General features: G+C 73.3%; 20 protein-coding genes and 1 tRNA gene. 9 read left to right on the top strand and 12 right to left on the bottom strand.

The features are described from left to right. Window positions 1-878: 878 nt before the first annotated feature. The 6 genes from ACFYO5_RS27060 to ACFYO5_RS27035 all read right to left on the bottom strand — a co-directional run bounded on the left by ACFYO5_RS27060 (window position 879) and on the right by ACFYO5_RS27035 (window position 6,511). A complete protein-coding gene (locus ACFYO5_RS27060) occupies window positions 879-2,534 on the bottom strand; it encodes a long-chain fatty acid--CoA ligase (protein ID WP_388713392.1) in 1,656 nt (551 codons plus the stop codon). A gap of 143 nt (window positions 2,535-2,677) precedes the next feature. Then, complete coding sequence (locus ACFYO5_RS27055) at window positions 2,678-3,226, bottom strand: SigE family RNA polymerase sigma factor (protein ID WP_356568759.1); 549 nt, start codon at window positions 3,224-3,226, stop codon at window positions 2,678-2,680. 183 nt (window positions 3,227-3,409) lie between these two features. After that, the gene (locus ACFYO5_RS27050; protein WP_356568757.1) at window positions 3,410-4,576 is read right to left on the bottom strand and encodes a lipid-transfer protein; all 1,167 of its coding nucleotides are present in this window, start codon (window positions 4,574-4,576) and stop codon (window positions 3,410-3,412) included. Continuing rightward, a complete protein-coding gene (locus ACFYO5_RS27045) occupies window positions 4,573-4,977 on the bottom strand; it encodes a MaoC/PaaZ C-terminal domain-containing protein (RefSeq protein ID WP_388713705.1) in 405 nt (134 codons plus the stop codon). Before ACFYO5_RS27045 ends, ACFYO5_RS27050 begins: the two co-directional genes overlap by 4 nt. Before the next feature lie 38 nt (window positions 4,978-5,015). After that, the gene (locus ACFYO5_RS27040; RefSeq protein WP_388713387.1) at window positions 5,016-5,936 is read right to left on the bottom strand and encodes a bifunctional MaoC family dehydratase N-terminal/OB-fold nucleic acid binding domain-containing protein; all 921 of its coding nucleotides are present in this window, start codon (window positions 5,934-5,936) and stop codon (window positions 5,016-5,018) included. 260 nt (window positions 5,937-6,196) lie between these two features. Then, the gene (locus tag ACFYO5_RS27035) at window positions 6,197-6,511 is read right to left on the bottom strand and encodes a hypothetical protein (protein ID WP_356568754.1); all 315 of its coding nucleotides are present in this window, start codon (window positions 6,509-6,511) and stop codon (window positions 6,197-6,199) included. 371 nt (window positions 6,512-6,882) lie between these two features. On the opposite strand from ACFYO5_RS27035, the gene ACFYO5_RS27030 reads away from it, so the two are divergent. Beyond that, entirely contained in the window at window positions 6,883-7,812 is a 930-nt protein-coding gene (locus ACFYO5_RS27030) for a bifunctional DNA primase/polymerase (protein WP_388713383.1), read from the top strand. Between the two features lie 281 nt (window positions 7,813-8,093). Continuing rightward, window positions 8,094-8,414 (top strand): hypothetical protein, encoded by a 321-nt coding sequence (locus ACFYO5_RS27025; RefSeq protein ID WP_388713380.1) that lies wholly within the window; start codon window positions 8,094-8,096, stop codon window positions 8,412-8,414. 144 nt (window positions 8,415-8,558) lie between these two features. On the opposite strand, the gene ACFYO5_RS27020 is transcribed toward ACFYO5_RS27025, so the two are convergent. After that, window positions 8,559-8,643: transfer RNA gene (locus ACFYO5_RS27020), tRNA-Ser, on the bottom strand. A gap of 81 nt (window positions 8,644-8,724) precedes the next feature. Beyond that, entirely contained in the window at window positions 8,725-10,296 is a 1,572-nt protein-coding gene (locus tag ACFYO5_RS27015; protein ID WP_388713377.1) for a S1C family serine protease, read from the bottom strand. A 312-nt stretch (window positions 10,297-10,608) separates the two neighbouring features. Between ACFYO5_RS27015 and ACFYO5_RS27010 the strand changes: the two genes are divergently transcribed. The 3 genes from ACFYO5_RS27010 to ACFYO5_RS27000 all read left to right on the top strand — a co-directional run bounded on the left by ACFYO5_RS27010 (window position 10,609) and on the right by ACFYO5_RS27000 (window position 13,715). Beyond that, window positions 10,609-11,448: a glycerophosphodiester phosphodiesterase gene (locus ACFYO5_RS27010; RefSeq protein WP_388713374.1), complete on the top strand. Its 840-nt coding sequence runs from the start codon at window positions 10,609-10,611 to the stop codon at window positions 11,446-11,448. Window positions 11,449-11,655: 207 nt separating this feature from the next. Further along, a complete protein-coding gene (locus tag ACFYO5_RS27005) occupies window positions 11,656-12,294 on the top strand; it encodes an ATP-binding protein (RefSeq protein WP_356568746.1) in 639 nt (212 codons plus the stop codon). 455 nt (window positions 12,295-12,749) lie between these two features. Further along, window positions 12,750-13,715, top strand: coding sequence for a DUF5926 family protein (locus ACFYO5_RS27000; protein ID WP_388713371.1), 966 nt, complete (start codon window positions 12,750-12,752; stop codon window positions 13,713-13,715). 366 nt (window positions 13,716-14,081) lie between these two features. Here ACFYO5_RS27000 and ACFYO5_RS26995 read toward each other — a convergent pair whose 3' ends face one another. Further along, window positions 14,082-14,696 carry a hypothetical protein gene (locus tag ACFYO5_RS26995; protein ID WP_388713367.1) on the bottom strand — a complete coding sequence of 205 codons (615 nt, stop codon included), beginning with the start codon at window positions 14,694-14,696 and terminating at the stop codon, window positions 14,082-14,084. Between the two features lie 56 nt (window positions 14,697-14,752). Next, on the bottom strand, window positions 14,753-15,418 hold the full coding sequence (locus ACFYO5_RS26990; protein WP_388713364.1) for a bifunctional DNA primase/polymerase: 666 nt from the start codon (window positions 15,416-15,418) through the stop codon (window positions 14,753-14,755). 517 nt (window positions 15,419-15,935) lie between these two features. Between ACFYO5_RS26990 and ACFYO5_RS26985 the strand changes: the two genes are divergently transcribed. The 4 genes from ACFYO5_RS26985 (at window position 15,936) to ACFYO5_RS26970 (ending at window position 21,826) form a co-directional block, all read left to right on the top strand. Further along, complete coding sequence (locus ACFYO5_RS26985) at window positions 15,936-17,444, top strand: PP2C family protein-serine/threonine phosphatase (protein WP_388713702.1); 1,509 nt, start codon at window positions 15,936-15,938, stop codon at window positions 17,442-17,444. A 117-nt stretch (window positions 17,445-17,561) separates the two neighbouring features. Further along, complete coding sequence (locus tag ACFYO5_RS26980; RefSeq protein WP_388713361.1) at window positions 17,562-19,025, top strand: aminopeptidase P family protein; 1,464 nt, start codon at window positions 17,562-17,564, stop codon at window positions 19,023-19,025. 78 nt (window positions 19,026-19,103) lie between these two features. After that, window positions 19,104-20,477 carry a PLP-dependent aminotransferase family protein gene (locus ACFYO5_RS26975; protein ID WP_388713358.1) on the top strand — a complete coding sequence of 458 codons (1,374 nt, stop codon included), beginning with the start codon at window positions 19,104-19,106 and terminating at the stop codon, window positions 20,475-20,477. Between the two features lie 89 nt (window positions 20,478-20,566). Further along, window positions 20,567-21,826 carry an MFS transporter gene (locus ACFYO5_RS26970; protein WP_388713355.1) on the top strand — a complete coding sequence of 420 codons (1,260 nt, stop codon included), beginning with the start codon at window positions 20,567-20,569 and terminating at the stop codon, window positions 21,824-21,826. 344 nt (window positions 21,827-22,170) lie between these two features. Here ACFYO5_RS26970 and ACFYO5_RS26965 read toward each other — a convergent pair whose 3' ends face one another. Together ACFYO5_RS26965 and ACFYO5_RS26960 are read right to left on the bottom strand one after the other, a co-directional pair. Continuing rightward, on the bottom strand, window positions 22,171-23,001 hold the full coding sequence (locus ACFYO5_RS26965) for a triphosphoribosyl-dephospho-CoA synthase (RefSeq protein ID WP_388713352.1): 831 nt from the start codon (window positions 22,999-23,001) through the stop codon (window positions 22,171-22,173). Between the two features lie 9 nt (window positions 23,002-23,010). Continuing rightward, window positions 23,011-23,958, bottom strand: coding sequence for an intradiol ring-cleavage dioxygenase (locus ACFYO5_RS26960; RefSeq protein ID WP_388713349.1), 948 nt, complete (start codon window positions 23,956-23,958; stop codon window positions 23,011-23,013). Between the last annotated feature and the right edge of the window lie 68 nt (window positions 23,959-24,026).

The raw sequence follows: 24,026 nt of genomic DNA, 5'->3' as shown, positions 1-24,026 counted from the left end.
GCGGAGCGGGCTCAGACCGGCGGTCTGCCCAAGGCGCCGGCGGACCTCGGGCAGCGCCCCGCGAAGACATGGCGGACGTCGGACCCAGCACCCCGCGGCGGTGAGGCGGGCGTAAGCCCAGCGGCCCGCGGCGGCGAGGCGGGCGTCGGACAGCGGCACCCGGCGCGGAGCGGGCTCAGACCGGCGGTCTGCCCAAGGCGCCGGCGGACCTCGGGCAGCGCCCCGCGAAGACATGGCGGACGTCGGACCCAGCACCCCGAGGCGGTGAGGCGGGCGTAAGCCCAGCGGCCCGCGGCGGTGAGGCGGGCGTCGGACAACGGCGCCCGGCGCGGAGCGGGCTCAGGCCGGCGGCCGAGCCGCCTACCGGCGCCGCAATGTCGTCGTGCGTGCTTCCACAAGCTCAAGCACGACAACCACGGCTTCGTAGCGGCGGGCGCGTTCGTCGTAACGCGTGGCCAGGGCTTCCGCGCAAGCAGCGGACGTCGGGCCCAGCGCCCCCGCACTGGTGAGGCGGGCGTAGGCCCAGCAGCCCGCGAGGCTCAGCGACCCGCGGCGGTGAGGCAGGCGTCGGGGCGGAAGGCACCGCCGGGTTCTGCTGCCGCCAGGATTCCGGGCTCGCCCGGAAGGCCACCCGCGGCCGCCGGCCGTGCCGGACCCCGGCAGGCCTGTCGCATGCCGCTGGGTAGCCCGGTGCCGGACGGCGGGTCCGTCGAGCGCCGCTGGGTAGCCCGGTGCCGGACGGCGGGTGCGTCGTGCGCCGATCGCCCGCGGCGGGAACGGGCCGCCCGGCCACCGGCGCCACCCGGGCCGACCGCCGACGAGAACGACCGCCCGCCCGGTAGGGGCCGCGAGGTGCCCTGCCGGGCGGGCGGGGTGTGTCAGAGCCGGGTGACGTCCAGGTCACCCGCCGCGTACTGCCTGCGCAGCACCTTTTTGTCGAACTTGCCGACGCTCGTCTTCGGGACCGCCTCGACGATCGTCCAGCGCTCCGGGAGCTGCCACCGGGCGACGCCGCCCTCGTCCGCGAGGAAGGCGCGCAAGGAGGCGAAGTCCGCGGTGGCGCCCTCCCTGAGGACGACCGTGGCCAGCGGGCGCTCGCCCCACCTGTCGTCGGGGACGGCGACCACGGCCGCCTCGGCGACGGCCGGGTGGGACATCAGCGCGTTCTCCAGGTCCACCGACGAGATCCACTCGCCGCCGGACTTGATGACGTCCTTGGCGCGGTCGGTGAGCGTGAGGAAGCCGTCGGCGGAGATGGTGCCGACGTCGCCCGTCTTCAGCCAGCCGTCCTCGCTGAACTTGTCGGCGGGGCGCAGCGCTTCGGCGTCGGGGCCGTTGTAGTAGGCGCCGGCGATCCACGGACCGCGGACCTCCAGTTCGCCCGCGGACTCCCCGTCCCAGGGGAGGCGCTCGCCGCCGGGCCCGGTGAGGCGGGCCTCGACCCCGGCCGGGAAACGGCCCTGGGTCAGGCGGTACCCGAACTCCGCGTCCGTGCCGACCGCGGCGGCCGGCGGGCGGGCGACGGTGCCCAGCGGGGAGGTCTCCGTCATGCCCCAGGCGTGGCAGACCCGCATGCCCAGCCGGTCGAAGGCCTCCATGAGGGAGGGCGGACAGGCCGAGCCGCCGATGGTGACCTGGGTGAGGGCGGAGACGTCCCGCGGCTTGGCGGTCAGCTCGGCCAGCAGGCCCTGCCAGATGGTGGGGACCGCGGCGGCGTGGGTCGGCTTCTCGCTCTCGATCATCTCGGCGAGGGGCGCGGGCTGGAGGAAGCGGTCCGGCATCAGCATGTTCACGCCGGTCATGAAGGTGGCGTGCGGCAGACCCCAGGCGTTGACGTGGAACTGCGGCACGACGACCAGAGAGGTGTCCTGGTCGGTCAGGCCCATCGACTGGGCCATGTTGACCTGCATGGAGTGGAGGTAGATCGAGCGGTGGCTGTAGACCACGCCCTTGGGGTCGCCGGTCGTGCCGGAGGTGTAGCACATGGCGGCGGCCCGGCGTTCGTCCAGCTCGGGCCAGTCGTAGACGGTCGGCTTGCCGGCGATCAGGTCCTCGTACTCGTGCACCCGCGCGGTCGCGCCCGCGAGGAGCGAGCGGTCGCCGGGGCCGGTCACGACCAGGTGCTCGACCGTCCTGAGGTGCGGGAGCAGCGGGGCCAGCAGCGGCAGCAGCGACCCGTTGGCGATGACGACCTTGTCGGCGGCGTGGTTCACGATCCACGTCAGTTGCTCGGCGGGCAGCCGCAGGTTGAGGGTGTGCAGCACCGCGCCCATGGAGGGGATGGCGAAGTAGGCCTCGACATGCTCGGCGTTGTTCCAGGCGAGGGTCGCGACCCTGTCGTCGCCGGTGACACCGAGGTCCTCGCGCAGGGCGTGCGCCAGCTGGGCCGCTCGGGCGCCGATCTCGGCGTAGGTGCGCCGCTGCGGTGCGCCCTCGCCGGTCCATGTGGTCACCCGCGACGAGCCGTGGATCGTCGATCCGTGCGTCAGGATCCTCGAGATCAGCAGCGGTACGTCCTGCATGGTGCTCAGCACGGCGTCCTCCCAGGTGCGGCGACATTGCCTACGCGGTGGTAACGGTTGCGCTGATTCTGCGCACATACCACGCGGTATGTCACTAGGGAGCGATGATCGATCAGGTCACGTTAGGGCCCAGGTCGCACCGTCACTTCGGCCCGTTATCGAACAACGCCCAGCTCAGGGTCGTCGCGCAGCTTGCCGAGCGCCCGCGACACCGCCGACTTCACCGTGCCCACCGAGACGCCGAGGACCTCCGCCGTCTGTGCCTCGCTGAGGTCCTCGTAGTACCTGAGGACGACCATCGCCCGCTGCCGGGCGGGGAGTTTCATGATCGCCCGCCACATCGCGTCGTGGAGTGCCTGTCTCTCGGCCGGGTCGTCGTCGCCGGGCCGCATCTCCGGCTCGGGCAGCTCCTCGCAGGCGAACTCGTCGACCTTGCGCTTGCGCCACTGCGAGGTGCGCGTGTTCAGCAGGGCCCGGCGGACATAGCCGTCCAGCGCCCGGTGGTCCTCGATCCGCTCCCACGCGACATAGGTCTTGGCGAGCGCGGTCTGCAGCAGGTCCTCGGCATCGCTGGGGTTCGCGGTCAGCGACCGGGCGGTACGCAGCAGAACCGGCTGCCGGGCGCTGACGTACGACGCGAAGGACGGGTACGGAGAAGGCCGCGTCTTGCCGTTCGAAGCGCGGGTGCAGACGGGTGTGGTCATGGCTCCACGCTAGGTTCGCACCCGGCTCCGGCGGATCGGCCGCAGGTGCCGAAGACGAGTCCGCCTCAGGTTGTAGGGGTGGTGCCGGGTCCACCTCCTGAAGGTGGACGAGAGGACGCCGTCTCCTGCGGGATCGCCCCTGGGGGGCTCAGGTCGGCGGGACCGGGGCGCCCCGGTCCCGGCTCAGCCGTCGGCCGCCAGCACCAGGCCGGAGGTCGGCACCCCCGTCCCCGCCGTGACCAGGGTGCGGGCGGCGCCCGGCACCTGGTTCACGGACGTGCCGCGCAGTTGTCGTACGGCCTCCGCGATGCCGTTCATGCCGTGCAGGTAGGCCTCGCCGAGCTGGCCGCCGTGGGTGTTGAGCGGGAGCCGGTCCTCGGCGACGAACGCGGCCGCCTCGCCCGGCCGGCAGAAACCGAACTCCTCCAGCTGCGTCAGCACGAACGGCGTGAAGTGGTCGTACAGGATCCCCACGTCGATGTCGGCGGGCGTCAGCCCCGACGTCCGCCACAGCTGGCGGGCGACCACCGCCACCTCCGGCAGTCCCGTCAGGTCGTCCCGGTAGAAGCTCGTCATCTGCTCCTGGGCCCGCCCGGCCCCCTGGGCGGCCGCGACGACCACGGCCGGCGGCCGGGGCAGATCGCGGGCCCGCTCCACCGAGGTCACCACCAGCGCCTGGCCGCCGTCGGTCTCCTGGCAGCAGTCCAGCAGCCGCAGCGGCTCGGCGATCCAGCGGGAGGCCGCGTGGTCGGCGAGGGTGATCGGCCGGCCGTGGAAGTACGCCGCCGGGTTCGCCGCCGCGTGTCGGCGCGCCGTGACGGCCACCTGACCGAACGCCTCCGGGGTCAGCCCGTGCACGTGCAGGTAGCGGCGCGCCGCCATCGCCACCCAGGAGGCCGGGGTGAGCAGCCCGAACGGCAGCGTCCAGCCGAGCGCCGTGCCCTCCGCCGACGGCTCGCGCCGCTGCACCCCGGAGCCGAAACGTCGGCCCGAGCGCTCGTTGAAGGCGCGGTAGCAGACGACGACCTCCGCCACCCCGGCCGCGATCGCCAGGGCCGCCTGTTGCACGGTCGCGCAGGCCGCACCGCCGCCGTAGTGGACGCGGGAGAAGAAGGACAGCTCCCCCATGCCGCAGGCCTGGGCCACCGTGATCTCCGGGCTGGTGTCCATCGTGAACGTCACCATCCCGTCCACGTCCGCCGGGCGCAGCCCCGCGTCGTCCAGCGCCGCCCGCACCGCCTCCACCGCCAGCCGCAGCTCGCTGCGCCCCGAGTCCTTGGAGAACTCCGTCGCCCCGATCCCGGCGATCGCCGCCCGCCCACCGAGGCCGTCCCGCGTCCGCACGCTCACTCCGCCTCCGCCTCCCGCGCCCCGGGGACGGTGACCGTGACGGTGCCGGTGACGTGCCGGCCGATGCCGTTCTCCCCGGACACCCGCACCACCGCGGTTTCCCCGTCGACCTCCTCGACCGTGCCCCTCAACACCATGGTGTCGCCCGGGTGGTTGGGCGCCCCCAGCCGGATCGCGACCCGGCGCAGTACCGCCGTCGGACCGAGGCGGTCGGTGACGTAGCGGCCGACCAGGCCGTTGGTGGTGAGGATGTTCATGAAGATGTCGGGCGAGCCCTTGGCCCTGGCCGCCTCGGGGTCGTGGTGCACGTCCTGGTAGTCGCGGGAGGCGAGCGCCCCCGCGATGATCAGCGTGCGGGTGACGGCCACCTCCAGCGGAGCCAGCTCGTCCCCCGCCCGCACGCGGCCGTCCCCGGGCCCCACGCGGTCGGCGCCCGCGGTCACGCGGCCACCCCCTGGAAGACCGGCAGCACCAACTCGTCGTCGTAACGCCGGAATTCGAGCCGCACCGGCATCCCGACGCGCACCTCGTCGTACGGCACCCCGACCACGTCGCTCACGATGCGCACCCCCTCGGCGAGTTCGATCAGACCGACCGCGTAGGGCGGGGAGAAGGCCGGGAAGGGCGGGTGGTGCATGACGACGTACGAATGGACGGTCCCCTCGCCGCACGCCTCGACCGTCCCCCACTCCTGCGCCCCGCAACTCGCGCACCCCGGCAGCCAGGGGAAGCGGAGGGTGCCGCAGGCGGTGCAGCGCTGGATGAGGAGCCGGTGGCGGCGCACGCCCTCCCAGAATCCGGCGTTGTCCCGGTTGATCACCGGGCGGGGGCGGCGCTCCCTCGGTTCGCGGTGTGCCGGGGCGTACTTGAGGACGCGGAAGCGGTGGATGCCGACCGTTTCCCCCGCCACGCGCACCTGGGTGCGGGTCGTGACGAAGTACCCGGTGCCCAGCTTCGTCGTCTTGCGGGCGGAGACCGACTCGATCACGGAGTCGAAGGTGATCTCGTCGCCGGGGCGCAGGGGGCGGACGTACTCCTGCTCGCAGTCGGTGGCCACGACGGCCGTGCAGCCCGCCTCGTCGAGGAGCGCGAGCAGCTCCTCGTAGGCCGGCGCGCGCCCGACGTGACCGCCGAGGCCGGCCATGGTCCAGGCCTGGAGCATGGTGGGCGGCGCGATGGCGTCGGGGCCGGTGTACGCCGGGTTCGTGTCGCCGACCGCCTCGCACCAGTGGCGGATCATCGGCGCGTTGACCGGGTCGCGGCCCGCTCCGGCGGTCGTGGCGGGGCGGCCCTCGTAGGCCTTCAAACGCGCCTCCAGGACGTCGTCCTCCTCCTTCGGCGCCGCTTCCGTGTCAGCCATTCCTCATCACCACCGCCCCCTCGGCCGAGGTTTCTGACTGTCCGTCAGATCGGTGTGGCTGTCAAGGTCGTCCGCCGCCGTCCGCGCACGCGTGAACGCCTGCATGCACACACACCTGGATGCACACCTGCGCGAACGCCTGCGCGGCGGCGCCGAAGCACCGCCGCGCAGACGCGTTCCCGCCCCCCGGAGCACCCCCGGCGCACCCCCGGCACGCCGGAGGGGGCTCGGGGCCGACGCCGGAGCGCCGGCCCGTCAGATCACCACCACAGCGGCGAGAAGCCGATCCCCACGTTGCTGTTTCCCTGGTTGACGGCCGTGAACGCGGAGCCGTCGACCTGCGCGGTATTGCTCTGGTTCGAGGCGCCCGAGCCGACGGCGTTCTGCTGTGTGGTGGACGAGTTGCCGTGGTTGTCGTGCCCGACGCCGCTGCCGACGACGCTCGCCACCCCCGCGTTCGATCCGTCGTCCGCGAGGGCGCCGTTGTCCGCCGCCGAGACGCCGGTGAACAGCGCGGCCGCCAGCGGAAGGGCGGAGACGGCGGCGACGACGCGGGCGGTACGGATGCTTGCCATGGTGTTCCTCCAGAACGGGGACTGCGCACCGGTTCATGACCGGACGACTCGAGAAGTACGGCTTTTCACCAGGGAAGTCGGCCGACCGCCCCGGCACTGTGACGACGTCGCGAGACCAGAGTTGCCCACCGGATCCCCGGCGAACCAGCCCGTCAGCCGTGATTAGCACGCAAGCGTGAGGACAAGTCGATAAACCCGCAGTATCGATTTTTTCGCCCATGCCGTCTCAATCCCCGGCAAGTCGGGCCCCTGCCCCTCAAGCCCCACAAGAGGCGAACCGTTCCGGCACATGTCCAACCGGTCCGTCCGCCCTCGGCGCGCCACCCCCGCCCCCTCTTCCCTTTTTCGAACGGACGTACGAAAATGGATCCATGGCCACCACCGACCGGTATCACCGGCAGGCCACCACCCTGGCCCTCGCCCACGCCCTGTCGGCCGCCGAGCGCGGCCTGGCCGTCATCCCCCTGTCCCGCACCAAACTCCCGGCCCTGCGCTCCCCGCACCGCGACGACCCCACGGCCCCGCCCTGCCACGGTGAGTGCGGCCGACCCGGCCACGGCGTGTACGACGCCGGCACCGACCCCGCACGCATCCGCGAACTCTTCGCCGCCGCCCCCTGGTCCACCGGCTACGGCATCGCCTGCGGACTCCCCCCGCACCACCTGATCGGCGTCGACCTGGACACCAAGTCCGGCACCGACGCCACCACCGCCCTGCGGGAACTCGCCCTGCGCCACCTCTTCACCATCCCGCCCACGGTCGTCGTCCTCACCCCCTCCGGCGGCCGCCACCTCTGGCTCACCGGCCCCGCGGACCTCGTCGTCCCCAACTCGGCCGGCCGCCTCGGCCCCGGCATCGACATCCGCGGCGCCGGCGGCTACCTCGTCGGCCCGGGCTCCCGCACCGACCACGGCGTGTACGCCACCGCCCCCGGCACCGGCCACCTGGTCCCCGCCCCCTGCCCCCGCGCCCTCCTGCGCCTCCTCCTCCCCCCGCCCCGCGCCGCCCGCCCCGCGTCCCCGGCAGCGGGCGGCGCCCACGGCCGCGGCCTCGTCCAGTTCGTCCTCGCCGCCCACCGGGGCCAACGCAACACCCGCCTGTACTGGGCCGCCTGCCGGGCCTACGAGGACGGCATCGGTGAGGCCCTCTCCGAAGCCCTGATCGACGCGGCCGTCCGCACCGGCCTACCGGCCCGAGAGGCCCGCTCGACCCTGGCCTCCGCAGCCCGCATGAGCCGCCCCCGGCCCTCGCCCCACCCCGACCCGCCCCACCGGGGCCCGGGTCCCGACGCACCACCGTGACGGGGGAACACGGAAGGGGTGCCGCTTGGGAGGGCGGCACCCCTTCCGACCCGCGGAGAGGCGCGTGTCGTCCCTCCCCCGCTCCGGGATGAGCCCTGCCGGGGCCGCCCGTCGGGCGTGAGCGCCAGGGCGAGGCCGGGGGAATCCCGCACACCCAGAGAGATCTCTTCCGATAATCTCCCCGCGCCAAGGTCGCCACGCCCGAAGTCGGGTGCGGACCGACTATGCGACGCGGCCGTGTGGCTTCACCGCTCACGCCGCCACACGGACTGGAGAACACCATGCCCAGATGGGCCGTCATGCGAGCCCTCGGTCGGGCGGAACTGTCCCATTACACCGTCCACCGTGAACTCGAGGGGACCGAGGTCGAAGCCCTGGCCGCGATGATGCACATCATCGACACCTTCGAGGAGGCTGTCACCGCAGCAGGGCGTCGACGCCAGCGGAGACAGGTCTTCCGCGTCTCCGAACGCAGCTACTTCGTGCGCGTCCAGAACCGGATGTCTGACGAGGAAGCCCAGTTCGTCCTCGCCGAACTCGTGGCCGACACCCACGACGACGGCCTTCCCGACGCCGCCTGTGGTTCGACGCAGACACCGTGATCCCTGGCCGCAGGCCGGCCGCGCCCGCTGGTCGGGGAGGGGATCGGCGAGCCAGGGTGAGACGGAGTCATGCCGAAGGGGTGCCACTCCGCAGAGTGGCACCCCATCTGAACCGCAACCTTCTGACCTGCTGCACCTACTACGCGGTGGGTGTGGGATTTGAACCCACGGTGACTCGCGCCACGACGGTTTTCAAGACCGTTCCCTTAGGCCGCTCGGGCAACCCACCCCGCGCCACCCGGTGACGGGTGACGCGGGACAAGAGTAACGGGTGGCCACGTGCGTGGTGTCTTGTGCGGGGTGCCGGGCGTCAGTTGTCGCCCTTGCGGGAGCCGAGGGTGAGGTCGACCGTGTGGGTCTTGCCGTCGCGCTGGTAGGTGATCACGACCTTGTCGCCGGGCTTGTGGGTCCAGATCTCGCCGATGAGGGTCGGGCCGCTGTCGATCACCGTGTCGTCGAGCTTGGTGATGACGTCGCCGGGCTTGAGGCCGGCCTTGGCCGCGGGGCCGCCCGACTCGACGGCGGCCGCGCCGCCCGCGCCCTGGTCGGTGATCTTCGCGCCGTTGGCGGACTCCTCCAACGAGACGGAGGCGCCGATCCTGGCGTACACCGGCTGCCCGTCCTTGATCAGCTCCTGGGCGACGTACTTGGCCTGGTTGATCGGGATGGCGAAGCCGAGGCCGATCGAGCCGGACTGGGTGGTGCCGCCCAGCCCCCCGCTACCGGTGGACTGGATCGCCGAGTTGATGCCGATCACATTGCCCTTGGCGTCGAGCAGCGGGCCTCCGGAGTTGCCCGGGTTGATCGAGGCGTCCGTCTGGAGGGCGCTCATGTACGAGGCGCTGCTGCCGGTGCCGTCGGAGGAGGCGACCGGGCGGTTCTTCGCGCTGATGATGCCGGTCGTGACCGTGTTGGACAGGCCGAAGGGCGCGCCGATGGCGATCGTCGAGTCGCCGACGGCGACCTTGTCGGAGTCGCCGAGGGTGAGCGGTTTGAGGTCCGAGGGCGCGTTCTTCAGCTTGATCACCGCGACGTCGTAGCCCTGGGCGTGGCCCACGACCTCGGCGTCGTACTTCTTGCCGCTCGGGAAGGTGGCGGTCACCTTGCCGCCGTCGACCGCGTCGGCGACGACGTGGTTGTTGGTGACGATGTGGCCCTGGGTGTCGAAGACGAACCCGGTGCCGGTGCCGCCCTCGCCGTCGCTCGACTCGGCCTGGATGGTGACGGTGGAGGGCAGCGCCTTGGCGGCGACGCCGGCGACGGTGCCCGGGTCGCGCTTCACCGAGCCGCCGCTGTCGGAGGCGGAGACAGTGGTCGAACCCGTGTCGTCGTTCTTCGCGAGGGTGTAGCCGAGGCCACCGCCGAGGCCGCCCGCGACGAGGGCGGCGACCAGGACGGCGGCGGCGAGGCCGCCGCGGCCGCGGCGGGCCTTGTGCGGGGTGGGCTGCTGGTAGGCGGCGCCCCAGACGGCGGTGTCCACTCCGGGGCCGCCGGGACCAGCGGGGCCACCGGGACCGGCGGGGTGTGCTGCGGGCGCCGCGTATGCCGGGGACGCCGCGTGCGCCGAGTGCGCGCCGAAGCCGTCCTCGGCGTAGGCGGCGGTGGGCGGCTGCGGGGGCGGCCAGGCGGCGTCCGCCGGTGCCGCCGTGCCAGGGGCGGTGGGGGCGGTGGGCGGCGGCCAGTCACCCTGGACGGCGCCGCCCTGAGAGGCGTGGGCGGCGGCCGGCGGGGGCGTCGTCGGCAGCCGGGTGGTGGGCGCACCGGTGTCGGGGGCGGCCTGCTGGGGCGAGGCCGTGGGAGACTCCACCGGCACGGGGGGTGCGGACGGGGCCGGGGGAACCGGGGTGCCCTCGTTGGTGCCCTCGTTCTCGGGGGTGCTCACAGCTCTACTCCTCGGTCCACGGCTGTTTTTCTCGGTCGCACTCGGTCAGGCTCGTTCACGCTTGTCGTCGACCCTGCGCGCTGTAGCTGTGCATGTGCTTTTGTACGTGTCAGCTTTTCCCACGGGCCGTCAGAGCACCATAAGCGGTGCCTGTGGGTCCTTGGCCATTCTTTACATGGCGCATTTTGGTGCATCAACGGCACTTCCCCGGAACATCTCAGCGGGTTCTCACAGGGTTCTCAGAGAGCCGCTCGCCGACGTCTCCATTCGACCGGCCGGACGCGTACCCCGTACCGGTGGCACCATGACGCGGTGACCCACGCACGGCAGCAGCAACGCATCCAGGTCGTCGCCCACCGCGGCGCCTCCGAGGATGCCCCCGAGCACACTTTGGCCGCGTACCGCAAAGCGATCGAGGACGGTGCCGACGCCCTCGAATGCGACGTACGGCTGACCGCGGACGGGCACCTCGTCTGCGTCCACGACCGCCGCGTCAACCGTACGTCCAACGGCCGCGGCGCGGTCTCCCAGCTGGAACTGGCGGACCTGGCGGCCCTGGACTTCGGCTCCTGGAAGACCCGGGCGGCCCGGGAGGCCTGGAACACGCGCGACGAGGAGCCCGACTGGGAGGTGCGGCCCGAGGACCGGGACGCGACCTCCGTGCTCACCCTGGAGCGACTGCTGGAGCTGGTCGCCGGCGCGGGGCGCCGGGTGGAGCTGGCCATCGAGACCAAGCATCCGACGCGCTGGGCGGGGCAGGTGGAGGAGCGGCTGCTGGTGCTCCTGAAGCGGTTCGGACTCGACGCGCCCACCGACGCGGACGCGTCCCCGGTGCGGGTGATGAGCTTCTCGGCGCGCTCGCTCCATCGCGTGCGTGCCGCTTCTCCGACGCTGCCGACTGTCTACCTGATGCAATTCGTCTCACCCCGGCTGCGCGACGGCCGGCTGCCGGCGGGCGTCCGGATCGCGGGGCCCTCGATGCGGATCGTGCGCAGCCACCCCGCGTACGTGGAGCGGCTCAAGAGGGCCGGCCACCAGGTGCACGTGTGGACGGTGAACGAACCGGAGGACGTGGACCTCTGCGTCCGGCTGGGCGTCGACGCCATCATCACCAACCGCCCGCGCGCGGTGCTGGACCGACTGGACCGCTGACCTCCGTCCGCGTCGGGGCTGCGAGACGCTTCCGTAGGAAGAAACAGAAAGTCGCGGAAGCCCCACTGGTCCCATCCACACCTCTTGACCACAAGCACCACAGCGACCATCCTCGCTTCTCGGCCACACCGAATAAATCCAGCCACACGGCACCCTTCCGCTCACCGGGAGTGCTCCGGCGCGTTCGTTCCGTGTCCGATCGTTCGAGTGCGTCACGGGACCTGGATTGGCCGGTTTCCGGTACAGGCCAATGGGGCATCCACACCGTGGCGTGGGGCGAAGGAGGTCTCGGGGGTGGCGTTGGTGGTGGCACAAGAGGTGCCCACGTCGTCAAGCATGGCCGTACCCCATGGCCCTGCGGGCGTGGGCGAGGCGAGACACCGTATGCGCGATCAGTTGCGTACAAGTGGTGTCTCGGACACGGTCATCGACGATGCCGTACTGATTCTTTCCGAACTACTGAGCAACGCGTGCAAGCACGGCCGTCCGCTGGGCGACGCGCTGGCCGGGGACGGCGACGTGCGGGCCGCGTGGCGGGTCGACCCCTGCGGCCGGCTGGTCGTCGAGGTGACCGACGGCGGCGGGCCGACCCGGCCGGCCCCGGCGACCCCCTCCGTCACCGCGCACGGCGGGCGCGGTCTCAACATCATCACCGCGCTGGCCGACGACTGGGGCGTCCGGGACGACGCCCGCGGCGAGGTCACGGTATGGGTCGTCGTCCACGCGGACGTGTACGACCCCGACGCGGGCTGTCGGCGGGACGACTTCGCCTCCCGGGTCGCAGCGCCGTCGGTGGCGTCGCGGCCCGCCCTGGACTTCGCGGACGCGTTCGACGACCTCGACTAGTCCGAGGGGGACGGCCCGACGCGTCAGGGACGGCCCGAAGGATCAGGGGACGAACCGGGCGACCGGACGGGCCGGTCCGCCGAAGCGTCCAGCAGGCGGCCGAGCCGGTTCGGAGGGGTCAGCGGGCCGCCGAGCCGGTTCAGAGAATGCGGCGGGCGGCCGAGCGGACCGGCCGGTGCGACAGTTCGCGGGCCGGCGGGGCGGGCGGACCGGGCAACCCGCACACCAGCGAGCGGTCCGGCGGCATCAGACCCACCGGACGCACCGGCAGGGCCGGCGGAACCAGCGGAACCAGCAACGAGATTCCACGGGAGTGGCCGGGCGGGACGCCGAGGCCGTCGGGGCGCGGCGGACTGTCCACAGGTCCGGTCGTTGTCCACAGGTTCCCCTGGCTCTGCGTGCGAACGGCTAGGCTCCCGCCAGTACCAGACGAGCCGTACCCGGGAGACACCCAGATGGCCAAGAAGCGACCCCAGACGAAGGCCACGCGGCCGCAGCTCACCGAGGGAGACATCCCGGTCGTCGGTGCGCGGGAGCCCTGCCCCTGTGGCAGCGGGCGCCGTTACAAGGCCTGCCACGGCCGGGCCGCCGCCCATGCCGTGACCGAGCTGGTCCAGCGTCCCTTCGAGGGCCTGCCGGGCGAGGGCGACTGGGTGGCGCTGCGCGAGCTGGTCCCGGCGGCCACGGTCGAACTGCCCCTGAAGGACGGCCTGCCCGAGGGCGTCCCGTCGGTCACGCTCGCCACGGTGCTGCCGATGGCCTGGCCCGCCCTGCGCCGCGACGACGGCTCGGTCCTCCTGGGACTGCAGAACGACACCCCCTCCGGGGACATCAGCCGCGACCTGGCCGACACCCTCCTGCGGGCGCTGGCGGCGGAACCGGGGACGCCCGTGCAGGCCCGGCGGGCGCCGGCCGACGGTCCGCGGATGCAGGATCTGCTCGACCCGGAAGGCGCCTTCGAGCCAGTTGTGCACAGCGGTTTCGAGTTCTGGGTCCCGGATCCGGAGAACGCGGCGCCGGAGGTGGCCGCCTCCCTGGAGCGGGCGAACGCCGCGGCGATCCCGACCGTGAAGCTGACCGGCGTGGACGCCGCGTACTGGTGCGAGACCCCGGAGAAGAACCACCTGCGCTGGGTCATGCCGCACCCGGAGGAGCTGCTTCTGGACGCGCTCGCGCGGCTGCACGCGGCGGGTCGGTCCAGCCTGGGAGAGGGCACCCGGCTGGTGGGTTCCTTCCGGGCGCACGGTCTGACCGTGCCCGTGTGGGACCTGCCGAGCGGGGTGTCGGCGGAGGACGTGGAGAAGCCGGCCGCCGAGTTCGCCGAGCGGCTCTCCGCCGCGCTGGCCTCGGACGCGCCCCTCACGACCGACGAGCGTCGCGCGCGTGGCGGTCTGACCAACCGGCAGGTGACGCTCAGCTGAGGCACCGGAGCGGTGCGGGCGCGCGCCGGCCGGCCGGTCGGCGCGCGGTACCGGGCGGCACGGCGGGCTGGAAGCGGGACGGCGTGACTCGGCTCACAACTCCCGTCCGCACAAGGCGAGTCGGCGCCATAAGCGCCGATCTGCCGGTGTCCGGAAAGCCGATGGAAACGCGAGATCGAATTTGCTTGTAGCCGATCTCTTGTTACCGTTCCAATAGCCCGGTTGCTGGTGCATCCCCCGTCGCCAGCAACCGGGTCTTTTTCATGCCCGGCCCCGCATCCGCGCGGCGCCCGGCGTCCCACGCCGCCCCGCATCCGCCCCGCCCCGGCGACCCGCTCAACCCCGCGCACGCACCGGGGCCTGACGTCAACGCCCGCTGTCCGCTGCGGAGTTGCTGCCGGAACGCAACAGCAGCGGCCCGTCGCCGGGCGCTCTCGCGAACTCCGCCACCGCCGTGTACTCCCCGGGCTCGCCGCGGATCGGCTCACGGGGGGTCTCACAGGTGCCCGGCTCGTCGTCGGCGCCCACCGCGCACCGCATCTGCACCGTGCGCCCGCCGGGCCCCATGAGGCTCAGGACGGCCTCCAGAGCGTCGCCGGTGACGTTGCGGTGGTAGGTGCGCGCCCAGGTGTCCTCGCCCTGGGCGAGCACGCAGGTCTGCGCCTCGACACCGTCGGGGGAGGTGACTTCGGGACCGCAGCGGGCCGCGGTGGCCAAGCCGAGGCCCAGCGACAGGGGCGTACGGGAGGGTTCGGCGGGGAGCGCCTTGGCGTCCGTACCCTGACCGGCCGATGGCCGGCCGGCGCGGTCGTCGGTGCCGGGGGCCACGTCCCGCCGCTCGGCCGAGCGGGGTCCGTCGCCCACCGGCCCCGCGGACGCCATGGCCAGGGGCAGGGCGATCACGCACACCACGGCGCCCCCGAGACCGAGGAGACGGAGCCATCGGGGGCCTGGGGGCGGTCCCCCAGAATGTCGCTGCATGGTGCGGAAGATAACGAGCCGGGGCGGGCATCGGGTCCGGTGAGCGCCCGACACCCTTACAACTCGGGCGCGCTCACACCCGTACGAGTGAGGGCCTCGACGACGGCGTCCACGACGGCCTCCACGTCGGGCACCCAGGGCGCGGCCGAACCGGGCAGCGGCGCGCGCTCCCAGCCGATGTCCCCCTGGCCGGTCCCGGAGGGCGGCAGCGCGAGGTAGCCGCCTTCGCCGTGGAAGCGCAGTGAGCCGGGGACGAAGTCCTTGGCGTAGAGCAGCTCGCCCAACTGCTCCATGGAGTACGGCCGGACGAGGATGGACCACCGGGTGGCCGAGGCGACGACCGGGCCGAGGCGCATGCCCTGCCGGTCGAGCGCGACGAGCGCACGGGAGGCTGCGAGGGCGGGCAGGCTGACCGCGCACGGCGCGCTTCCACCGGTGGCCAGGATGATCGGTGCCGTCGGGCGGTTGGTCCACCACCAGCGGACCATGCGCTCGTCGGTGGTGGCCGTCAGGAGGCCGGGGTCGAAGGGATGGGCGCCCGGCACCGAGCATTCCGGGTCGGGGCAGCCGCACCGGGACATCCCGTGCGGGTCGGCCGTCACACCCGGGAGTACGGGCCACTGCCATTCCGTCGCGAAGGTGAGGGCCGCGTCGATCAGTTCAGGCCCTCCGTCGCTGCGCTGGGGCAGGAGCCTGCGTCGCCTTCCGAGGATCTCGCGCATGAGCGCTCGTTCCTTTCCGTTGCACCGCTGGCAACACCGTGGGTCACATCACACCATGTGTCGATCACTTCACTGTGCGTACCTGTTGGCGCATCACACCCCTGTCCGAGACAAGGGGGACCCCCTGGGGGGTCGAGCATTGGCCGCGCTTGCGCGGCCAATCCGTCCCATACTGCGCCCACCTGAGCATGGGCCTGGCGTGGGGTGGCGAAGTCTGGCGTTTTGCCGTCCGGGTATTTCTCTCCGCCTCCACCACGGGAGGATGGGGCACGGTCGTCGGTGGCTAGGACGCCGGGGCGGGTCACCAGGTTCCGGTGGCTCCCAACGACCCCTAGGTCCTTACCGAGTACGTACCCATCACGACCGCTGTGACGCTCCGTGGAGCAAACCCAGTCGACCGCAAACACCCGTTACCCGAGGCAGTTTTAAGCCAACTTTGCCATGACGCAAGGGAGCCGGACAAAGCGTGACCGACAAACCCGCCGACCCCACGGACACCAGCAATCCCAGCAGGACAATGCTGGACATCCCCTCACGAGTGCGTGTACATGTGGAGACACCGCTAGCGGCGCAGAACGACATGGGGGTTTGCGATGCCTTTGAGCAATACGCACCGGTCCGAGAGCCGGACACCATGAAGGCCCCTCACCCCCCGAAAGTGGCTGGAATCGATTCGACGGTTCCCTCGCCCGCACACACTGTCGCGCCCGCGCCCGCCACCCCGGCCGCCCCACCGGTCCCCACCGGCGCGGGAGTCCTCCTCCAGGACCGGCTGGCCGGCTGGGTCTCCGATCTCACGACACTCCACGAACTCACCGAACGCCTGGCCGGTACGGCCACCCTGCCCGACGCCCTCCAGGAACTGCTGCGCGCCGGATCCGCCCTGGTGGGAGCCCGGCGCGGACTCGTCGTACTGGAACCCGCCGACGGCCTCGGCCCCGACACCACGATCGGCCTCGGCCTCGGCCGCGCCGACCTCGGCCACATCGAGACGGTGCCGCGCAGCTCGATGTCCTACGGCCGCATCCTGGACGGACTGCCCGGCGGCGACGGCGAGATCGCGGAACCCGACCTGTTCTCCGAGGACGGACTCGACCCCCGACACCGCGAGGTGGCCGCCCGCCTCGGCTACGCCGCCAGCTATGCCCTGCCCCTGGCCGGGGGTGCGCACGCCAACCGTCTGGGCGCCGCCGTCTGGCTCTACGACGAACCCGCCCAGCCGGACGAGCGCCGGCGCCACCTGGTCGGTCTGTACGCCCGCTACGCCGCCGAGCACCTCGCGCGCCTCGTGGAACTCGAGCGCACGCGCGCGTGCGTGGCGACGATCACCGAGGAGCTGCTGCCCTCACGACTGCCGAGGGTGGCCGGGGTCCAGCTCGCCGCCCGGCACCGCACCGGCCCGCGTGGCGGCGGCGACTGGTACGACGCCCTTCCGCTGCCCGACGCGGCGCTGGGCCTCGCCGTCGGCTCCGTCACCGGGTCCGGGCCGAGCGCCGTCGCGGCGATGGGCCGGCTGCGTGCCTCACTGCGGGCGTACGCCGTGATGGAGGGCGAGGACCCGGTCGCCGTCCTGTCCGACCTGGAGCTGCTGCTGCGGCTGACCGAACCCGCGCGTTCGGCCACCGCGCTGTTCGCCTACTGCGAGCCCGCGCTGCGCAGGATCACGCTCGCCGGGGCCGGGCACTGCCCGCCGCTGCTGGTGGGCGAGCGCCGCACGGAGTTCGTCGAGACGTCCGTGTCCGCCCCGCTGGGCATGCTGGCCTGCTGGGAGGCGCCGAGCGTGGAACTGGACGCCGAGGCCGGCGAAACGGTGCTGCTCTACACGGACGGGCTGCTGCACCGTACCGGCGACCCCACCGACCGCGCCTTCGCCCGGCTGCACGCGGCCGCGGCCGGGGTTCCCCGGTCGGTCCGCCACGACCCGGGCGCGGTCGCCGACCACGTGCTGCGCGCGGTGCTGCCGGAGGGGCTGGACGCGGCCGACAGCGCGGAGGACATCGTCCTGCTCGCGGCACGCTTCGAGTGAGGACCGGAACAGGGTCCCCGGCACGTTCCCTACCGGGGACGGTAAGAGGTCATTCGCCCCTGTGCCCCCTTCTGTACGACCGTACGATGGAGGGGGCACAGTGCCGTACCAAGGAGGATGACCGTGGCGGAAGAGATTCCGGAGACCCCGGAGACCGCTGAAGAAGAGCCCATCAAGGAGCGCAAGAACGGCCTGTACCCGGGCGTGTCCGACGAGCTGGCCGAGAACATGAAGTCCGGCTGGGCCGACACCGAGCTGCGTGACCTGGAGCCGATCGCCCAGGCCGCCGAGACCGCCGCCCGCCGCGCCGCGCTCTCCGCCCGCTTCCCGGGCGAGCGCCTGGTGATCCCCGCCGGCAACCTGAAGACCCGCTCGAACGACACGGAGTACGCCTTCCGCGCCTCGGTCGAGTACGCCTACCTCACCGGCAACCAGACCGAGGACGGCGTCCTGGTCCTGGAGCCCAGGGGCGAGGGCCACGTCGCCACGATCTACCTCCTGCCGCGCTCCGACCGCGAGAACGGCGAGTTCTGGCTCTCCGGCCAGGGCGAGCTGTGGGTCGGCCGCCGGCACTCCCTCACCGAGGCCGAGAAGCTGTACGGCATCCCCGCGGCCGACGTGCGCGAGCTGGCCGGCCTGCTGCGCGAGGCCACCGGCCCGGTGCGGGTCGTCCGCGGGCACGACGCCGGCGTCGAGGCCGCGCTGACCGACAAGGTCACCGCCGAACGCGACGAGGAACTGCGCGTCTTCCTCTCCGAGGCCCGCCTGGTCAAGGACGCGTTCGAGATCGGCGAGCTGCAGAAGGCCGTCGACTCCACGGTCCGCGGCTTCGAGGACGTCGTGAAGGTCCTCGACAGGGCCGAGGCGACGAGCGAGCGCTACATCGAGGGCACGTTCTTCCTCCGCGCGCGCGTGGAGGGCAACGACGTCGGCTACGGCACCATCGCCGCCGCCGGCCCGCACGCCTGCACCCTGCACTGGGTGCGCAACGACGGGCCGGTGCGCTCGGGCGACCTGCTGCTGCTGGACGCGGGCGTCGAGACGCACACGTACTACACCGCCGACGTCACGCGCACGCTGCCGGTCAACGGCCGCTTCAGCGAGATCCAGAAGAAGATCTACGACGCCGTGTACGACGCCCAGGAGGCCGGCATCGAAGCGGTCCGGCCGGGCGGCAAGTACCGCGACTTCCACGACGCCGCACAGCGGGTGCTGGCCGAGCGGCTCGTCGAGTGGGGCCTGGTCGAGGGGCCCGTGGAGCGGGTGCTGGAGCTGGGCCTGCAACGCCGTTGGACGCTGCACGGCACCGGTCACATGCTCGGCATGGACGTCCACGACTGCGCCGCCGCGCGCGTGGAGTCGTACGTCGACGGGACGCTGGAGCCGGGCATGGTGCTGACCGTCGAGCCGGGGCTGTACTTCCAGGCCGACGACCTGACCGTGCCGGAGGAGTACCGCGGCATCGGCGTCCGGATCGAGGACGACATCCTGGTGACGGCGGACGGGAACCGTAACCTGTCCGACGGACTGCCGCGACGGTCCGCCGAGGTCGAGGCGTGGATGGCCTCGCTCAAGGGCTGATACGGCGTCGATGGCCGGGTACCGGTGAGGTGCCCGGCCATCGCCGTGTCCGCTTCACGTACCTAGGGGGAGGGCTTCGTGGACGACTTCTGGTCCGGGGTCGGCGTCGACCTGCATCTGGAGACCGACGGCAACGAGGGGCGGCGGGCCGGGCTGGAACGGGCGCTCCGGGACGCCGTGCGGGGCGGGCGGCTGGCGCCCGGCACCCGCCTGCCGGCCACCCGGCGGCTCGCGACCGAGGTCGGCATCTCGCGCAACACCGTCAAGGCCGCCTACGACCAGCTGGTCGCCGAGGGGTACCTGACCGCGCGCCAGGGTTCGGGCACCCGGGTCGCCGCGCTGCCCGCCACCGCCGCCGAACCGCCCGCCACCGCCGCACGCACCCGTGAACCCCGCTTCGACCTGCGGCCCGGCAGCCCGGACGTCGGCGCCTTCCCGGCGGCGGCCTGGCTGCGCGCCCTGCGCCGCGCGATCGCCACGGCACCCTCACTGGCCTACGACTACGGCGATCCACGCGGCCGGCCAGAGCTGCGGACGGCGCTGTCGGGCTATCTGGGGCGGGCGCGCGGCGTCATCGCGCCGCCGGAACGGATCGTGATCACCTCCGGGTACGTGCAGGGGCTCGCGCTGCTCACGCGCGCGCTGGAGGGTGCGCCGGTGGGCATGGAGGACCCCGGGCTGCCGTTCCACCGGGAGGTAGTACGGCGCAACGGCGGGCACGTGGTGCCGGTGCCGGTGGACGAGCGCGGGGTGTGTCCACGGGGACTGGGCGATCTCGGCGCGCTGGTCGTCACGCCCGCGCACCAGTACCCGACCGGTGTGACGCTGCACCCCGAACGGCGGCGGGCGCTGACGGACTGGGCACGCGCGCGCGGCGCGCTGATCGTCGAGGACGACTACGACGGCGAGTTCCGCTACGACCGGCAGCCCGTCGGCGCGCTCCAGGGGATGGCCCCGGGACAGGTGGCCTATCTCGGCACCGCTTCCAAGACCCTCGGGCCCGCGCTGCGGCTGGGCTGGATGGTGCTGCCGCCGCACCTCGTCGACGCCGTCGCCGACGCCAAGCTGCACAGCGACCACCACACCGAGACCATCGGCCAGCTGGCTCTCACCGAACTGATCCGCGGCCACGCCTACGACCGTCACGTGCGCGCGTGCCGGCTGCGCTACCGGCGGCGCAGGGACCTGCTCCTCGAGCGGCTGGGGGCGCGCCGCGGTGTGCGCGGCATCGCGGCCGGACTGCACGCGCTGGTCGAGGTCCGCGACGAGGCCGACGTGCTGGAGCGGGCGGAGGCCGAGGGCCTCGCGGTCGGCCGGCTCGGCGACCACTGGCACGCGCGCGAGGACACCGGGGGACGGCCGCAGGGGCTGGTGGTGGGGTACGGGACGCCGCGGGAGCGGGCCTACCCGGAGGCGCTGGACGTCCTGGTGAAAGTGCTGGACGGAGCCTGAGCGGCCATCGGCGTCTCGCCCATTGGGCCCATGAGGCAGTCCCGGATTGGTCCTACTGACGGACCCACCGGGCCCCTACCTTCGTGAGCATGACGAAGAATCCGCCGCAGCGCCTGCTCACCCTGGCCCAGTTGAGCAACTCCGTCGGCGACGGCGCCTACTACACGACGTCGGCGCTCTACTTCACCCAGGTCGTCGGTCTCGCCCCCGCGCGCGTGGGGCTCGGACTGACCATCGGCTGGGCGGTCGGCTCACTGGCCGGACTGCCACTGGGCCGACTGGCCGACCGGCGCGGACCGCGGGGTACGTCGGTGCTGCTGGCGCTGGCGACCGCGCTGGCGGTGGCGTCCTTCACGCTCGTGGGCGGCTTCCTGCCGTTCGTGCTGGCGGCCTGCGCGTACGCGGCCGCGCAGTCCGGACTGGCGGCGGCCCGGCAGGCGCTGCTGGCCGGACTGGTACCCACCGGGGAGCGGACCGGACTGCTGGCCCGTCTTCAGTCGACGCTGAACGCCGGCCTCGCGGTGGGGGCCGGGCTCGGCGGGCTCGCGCTGCACGCCGGTACGCGGGCGGCGTATCTCACCGTGTTCGCGGTCGACGCGGTGAGCTTCCTCGTGTGCGCGGTGCTGCTCCTCGGGCTGCCCCGCGTCGCCTCCGTGCCGGTCCGCCCGCGCGGCGGCCTCGGCGTGCTGCGCGACCGGCCGTACACGGTCGTCGCGCTGCTGAACACCGTGCTGCTGTTGCGCCTGCCGCTGCTGAGCCTGGTGCTGCCGCTGTGGATCACCGAGCGGACCGGGGCGCCGGCCTGGCTGGTGTCCGCCCTGTTCGTGCTCAACACCGCGGCGGTGACGGTGTTCCAGGTGCGGGCCGCGCGGGGCGTCACCGGTCTGGTCGGCGCCACGCGCGTGTTGCGGCGTTCGGGGTGGGTGATGTGTGCCGCCTGCGCCGTGTTCGCGTTGTCGGCGGGGGCCTCGGCGTGGGTGGCGGCGGGTGTCCTGGTGGTGGGGGCGGTGCTCCAGGTGGCGGCGGAGATGGGGCAGTCGGCGGGCTCCTGGCAGTTGTCGTTCGACCTGGCTCCGGCCGACCGCGTGGGCGAGTACCAGGGGCTGTTCGGCACCGGGGTCACCGTCGCCCGCACGCTCGGCCCGCTGGTGCTGACCGCCCTCCTCGTCGAGTGGGGGACGCCGGGCTGGCTGCTGCTGGGCGGACTGACCCTGGCGGCGTCGTACGCGATGGGCCCGGCGGCACGGTGGGCTGCCGCCGGGCGGGCGGGGGAGGCCGGAAGGCTCGCGGAGGAGGCCGGAGGGCTCGACATCGCTCGGCCGGCACCGCTCAGCCGGCCCGCAGCGTGATCGGCAGGGAGTCCACTAACCGCGCGCCAGCCAGTAGGCCGGCTGGCGGCCTGGCGGCCTGGCGGGCTGGCCGACTGGCGGGCTGGCCGACTGGCCGGCTGTGCCGCCAGCGCCCCCGGATCCGTGCGCGCTCGATGAAGACGGCGCCGGCCCCGCCCGGCAGTGGCGCCGGGCGGGAGGGGCGGAGGGCCCGGCACCGCTCGGTCGACACCGCTCAGCCGGCCCTGCGCAGCGTGATCGGCAGGAAGTCCACGAACCGCGCGCCCGCCAGCAGGCCGGGTGGTCGGCTACCGCCCGGCGCGAAGGGGAAGCCGGGCGACTCGACACCGCTCGGTCGCCAGCACTCAGCCGGCCCCCCGCAGCGTGATCGGCAAGGCATCCACGAACAGCGCGCCCGCCAGCAGGCCGGCGCTGCCGCGGGGGCTCCACGCGCGTGCGTGGAGGTCGGTGTCGAGCGCGGCCAGGGCCGTGCGGCCCGCCTCCGTCCCGGCGCCGCCCGCCTCCAGGACGCCGCGGGCGCCCGCCTGGACGTGCCGCAGGCCCACCGGACCCGCCGTGTGCAGGAGTTCGGTGTCCTGGAGCGTGGATATGACGGTGAGCAGGGCGTCGAGCCGCGCCGCGGCCTCGTCGGCACCGGCCGAGCGGGCTTCGGCGAGGGCGGTCAGTGCCCGCCGGACGTGCGGGAACCCGGCCCGCGCCTCGCCCCGGGCGCCGGCCGCGCCGTACGTCGCCGACACCGTCGAGCCGCGCGTCGGGCGGCGCGGGGCGCCCCGGTCGGTGTGCGCGGCGATGCGCTTGGCGGTGTGGGTGACCTCGGCGCCCCGCGCCCGCGGGTCCAGCGCGGCCGCCGACACCAGCAGCCCGAGGGTCCACAGCGCGCCCCGGTGGCCGCCGCCGGCCAGCCCCACCGAGTGCTCGGCGCACCGCCCGATCGCGCCCAGTTCGGCCCGCAGCCGCGGTGTGGGTTCACCGGTGCGGCGGGCGGCGGCCGCCATCGCCGCGAGGCCGGGCGCGAGCGCCTTCGCCGACCAGCGCAGCCCACGGTGGTCGCGGCGGGTGACGCGGGCGGCGAGGTCGCGCGGATCGGGCAGCCCGGGTTTGGGAGCCAGGGTCAGCTGGCCGGTCAGCGCGGCCACGGCCGCCCGCGCGAGCGTCTCGTCCTCGCGGCTGGTCATCGCCGTGCCCTACGAGGACGCGGAGGCCGTGGGGGCTCCGCTCGGCGGGGTGCCGGTCGGGGCTCCGCTAGGCGGGGTGCCGGTCGGGGGAGTGCCGCCACCGCCGCTGCCGGCGCCGGTGCTCTCGGCGTCCGGGTCCACGCCGAGGGTCAGGGAGCCCTTGTAGCCCTTGGAGGGGTCGGCCTTCTTGACGGGCTTGAGGGTGAGCAGGCCGCTGGAGGCGCCGCCACCGTCGTAGACCATGTCGTCGTCGAGCCTGGTGTAGGTGCCGGAGTGCCGGGCGTAGGGCGCCAGCGTGAAGATCTCCTCGGCGATGTCGTCGGCGAAGAACAGCTGGCCGGTGTGGTTGACCTTGCCGCCCTCGTAGGTGCCGTCCTCCTTCTCGCCGCCGGTGTGGACCTTGAGGTGGATGTGGCAGGTGCGGGGCGTGTACCAGCCGGGGAAGATCGTCTCGAACTTGACGACTCCGTTGGCGTTGGCGATCTGGTAGCCACGCAGGTAGGTGCCGTCGTCGGCGGTCGACCCGTCCTCGCTCTCGGCCGGGGCCGAGCCGCCCGGGTTGGCGGTGGTGTAGCCGGAGTAGTAGCCCCACGCGTCGCAGTGCCAGATCTCCACGGCCGCGCCGGGGACCGGGGTGCATCCGTCGGTGGCGTCCACGACGGTCAGGCGCAGGGTCAGCGGGACGCCGCTCTTGCCCTCGGTGATGTCCTTGCGCACCAAGGCACCGTCGAGGTAGTACGGCCCCTCGGTGACGCTCGACATCAGCGTCATGCAGGTGCCGCCGGTCGAGGTCGCCGACGCCGTGGTGGCGGCCGTCGTCGCTTCCGTTCCCGTCGTGGTGTCGGCGAACGCCGACTGGTAGCCGGCGACGGCGAGGCCGCCGGCCGCGACCGTGCCACCGGTCACCGCGAGGGCGCGGCGCCGGGTGATGGAGGTGTCCTTGTGGTTTCCCGTCATGTACACGAAAGGTAGGGACGCCACCCGTCAGGGACGTGAGCGGCGGCTGGCAAACGGCTGTGAGTGCC

The sequence above is a fragment of the Streptomyces sp. NPDC006259 genome, assembly GCF_042870975.1.
Lineage (GTDB): Bacteria > Actinomycetota > Actinomycetes > Streptomycetales > Streptomycetaceae > Streptomyces.
Note: the sequence above shows the minus strand (reverse complement) of the source record. Positions and strands in the feature narration are given on the sequence as shown.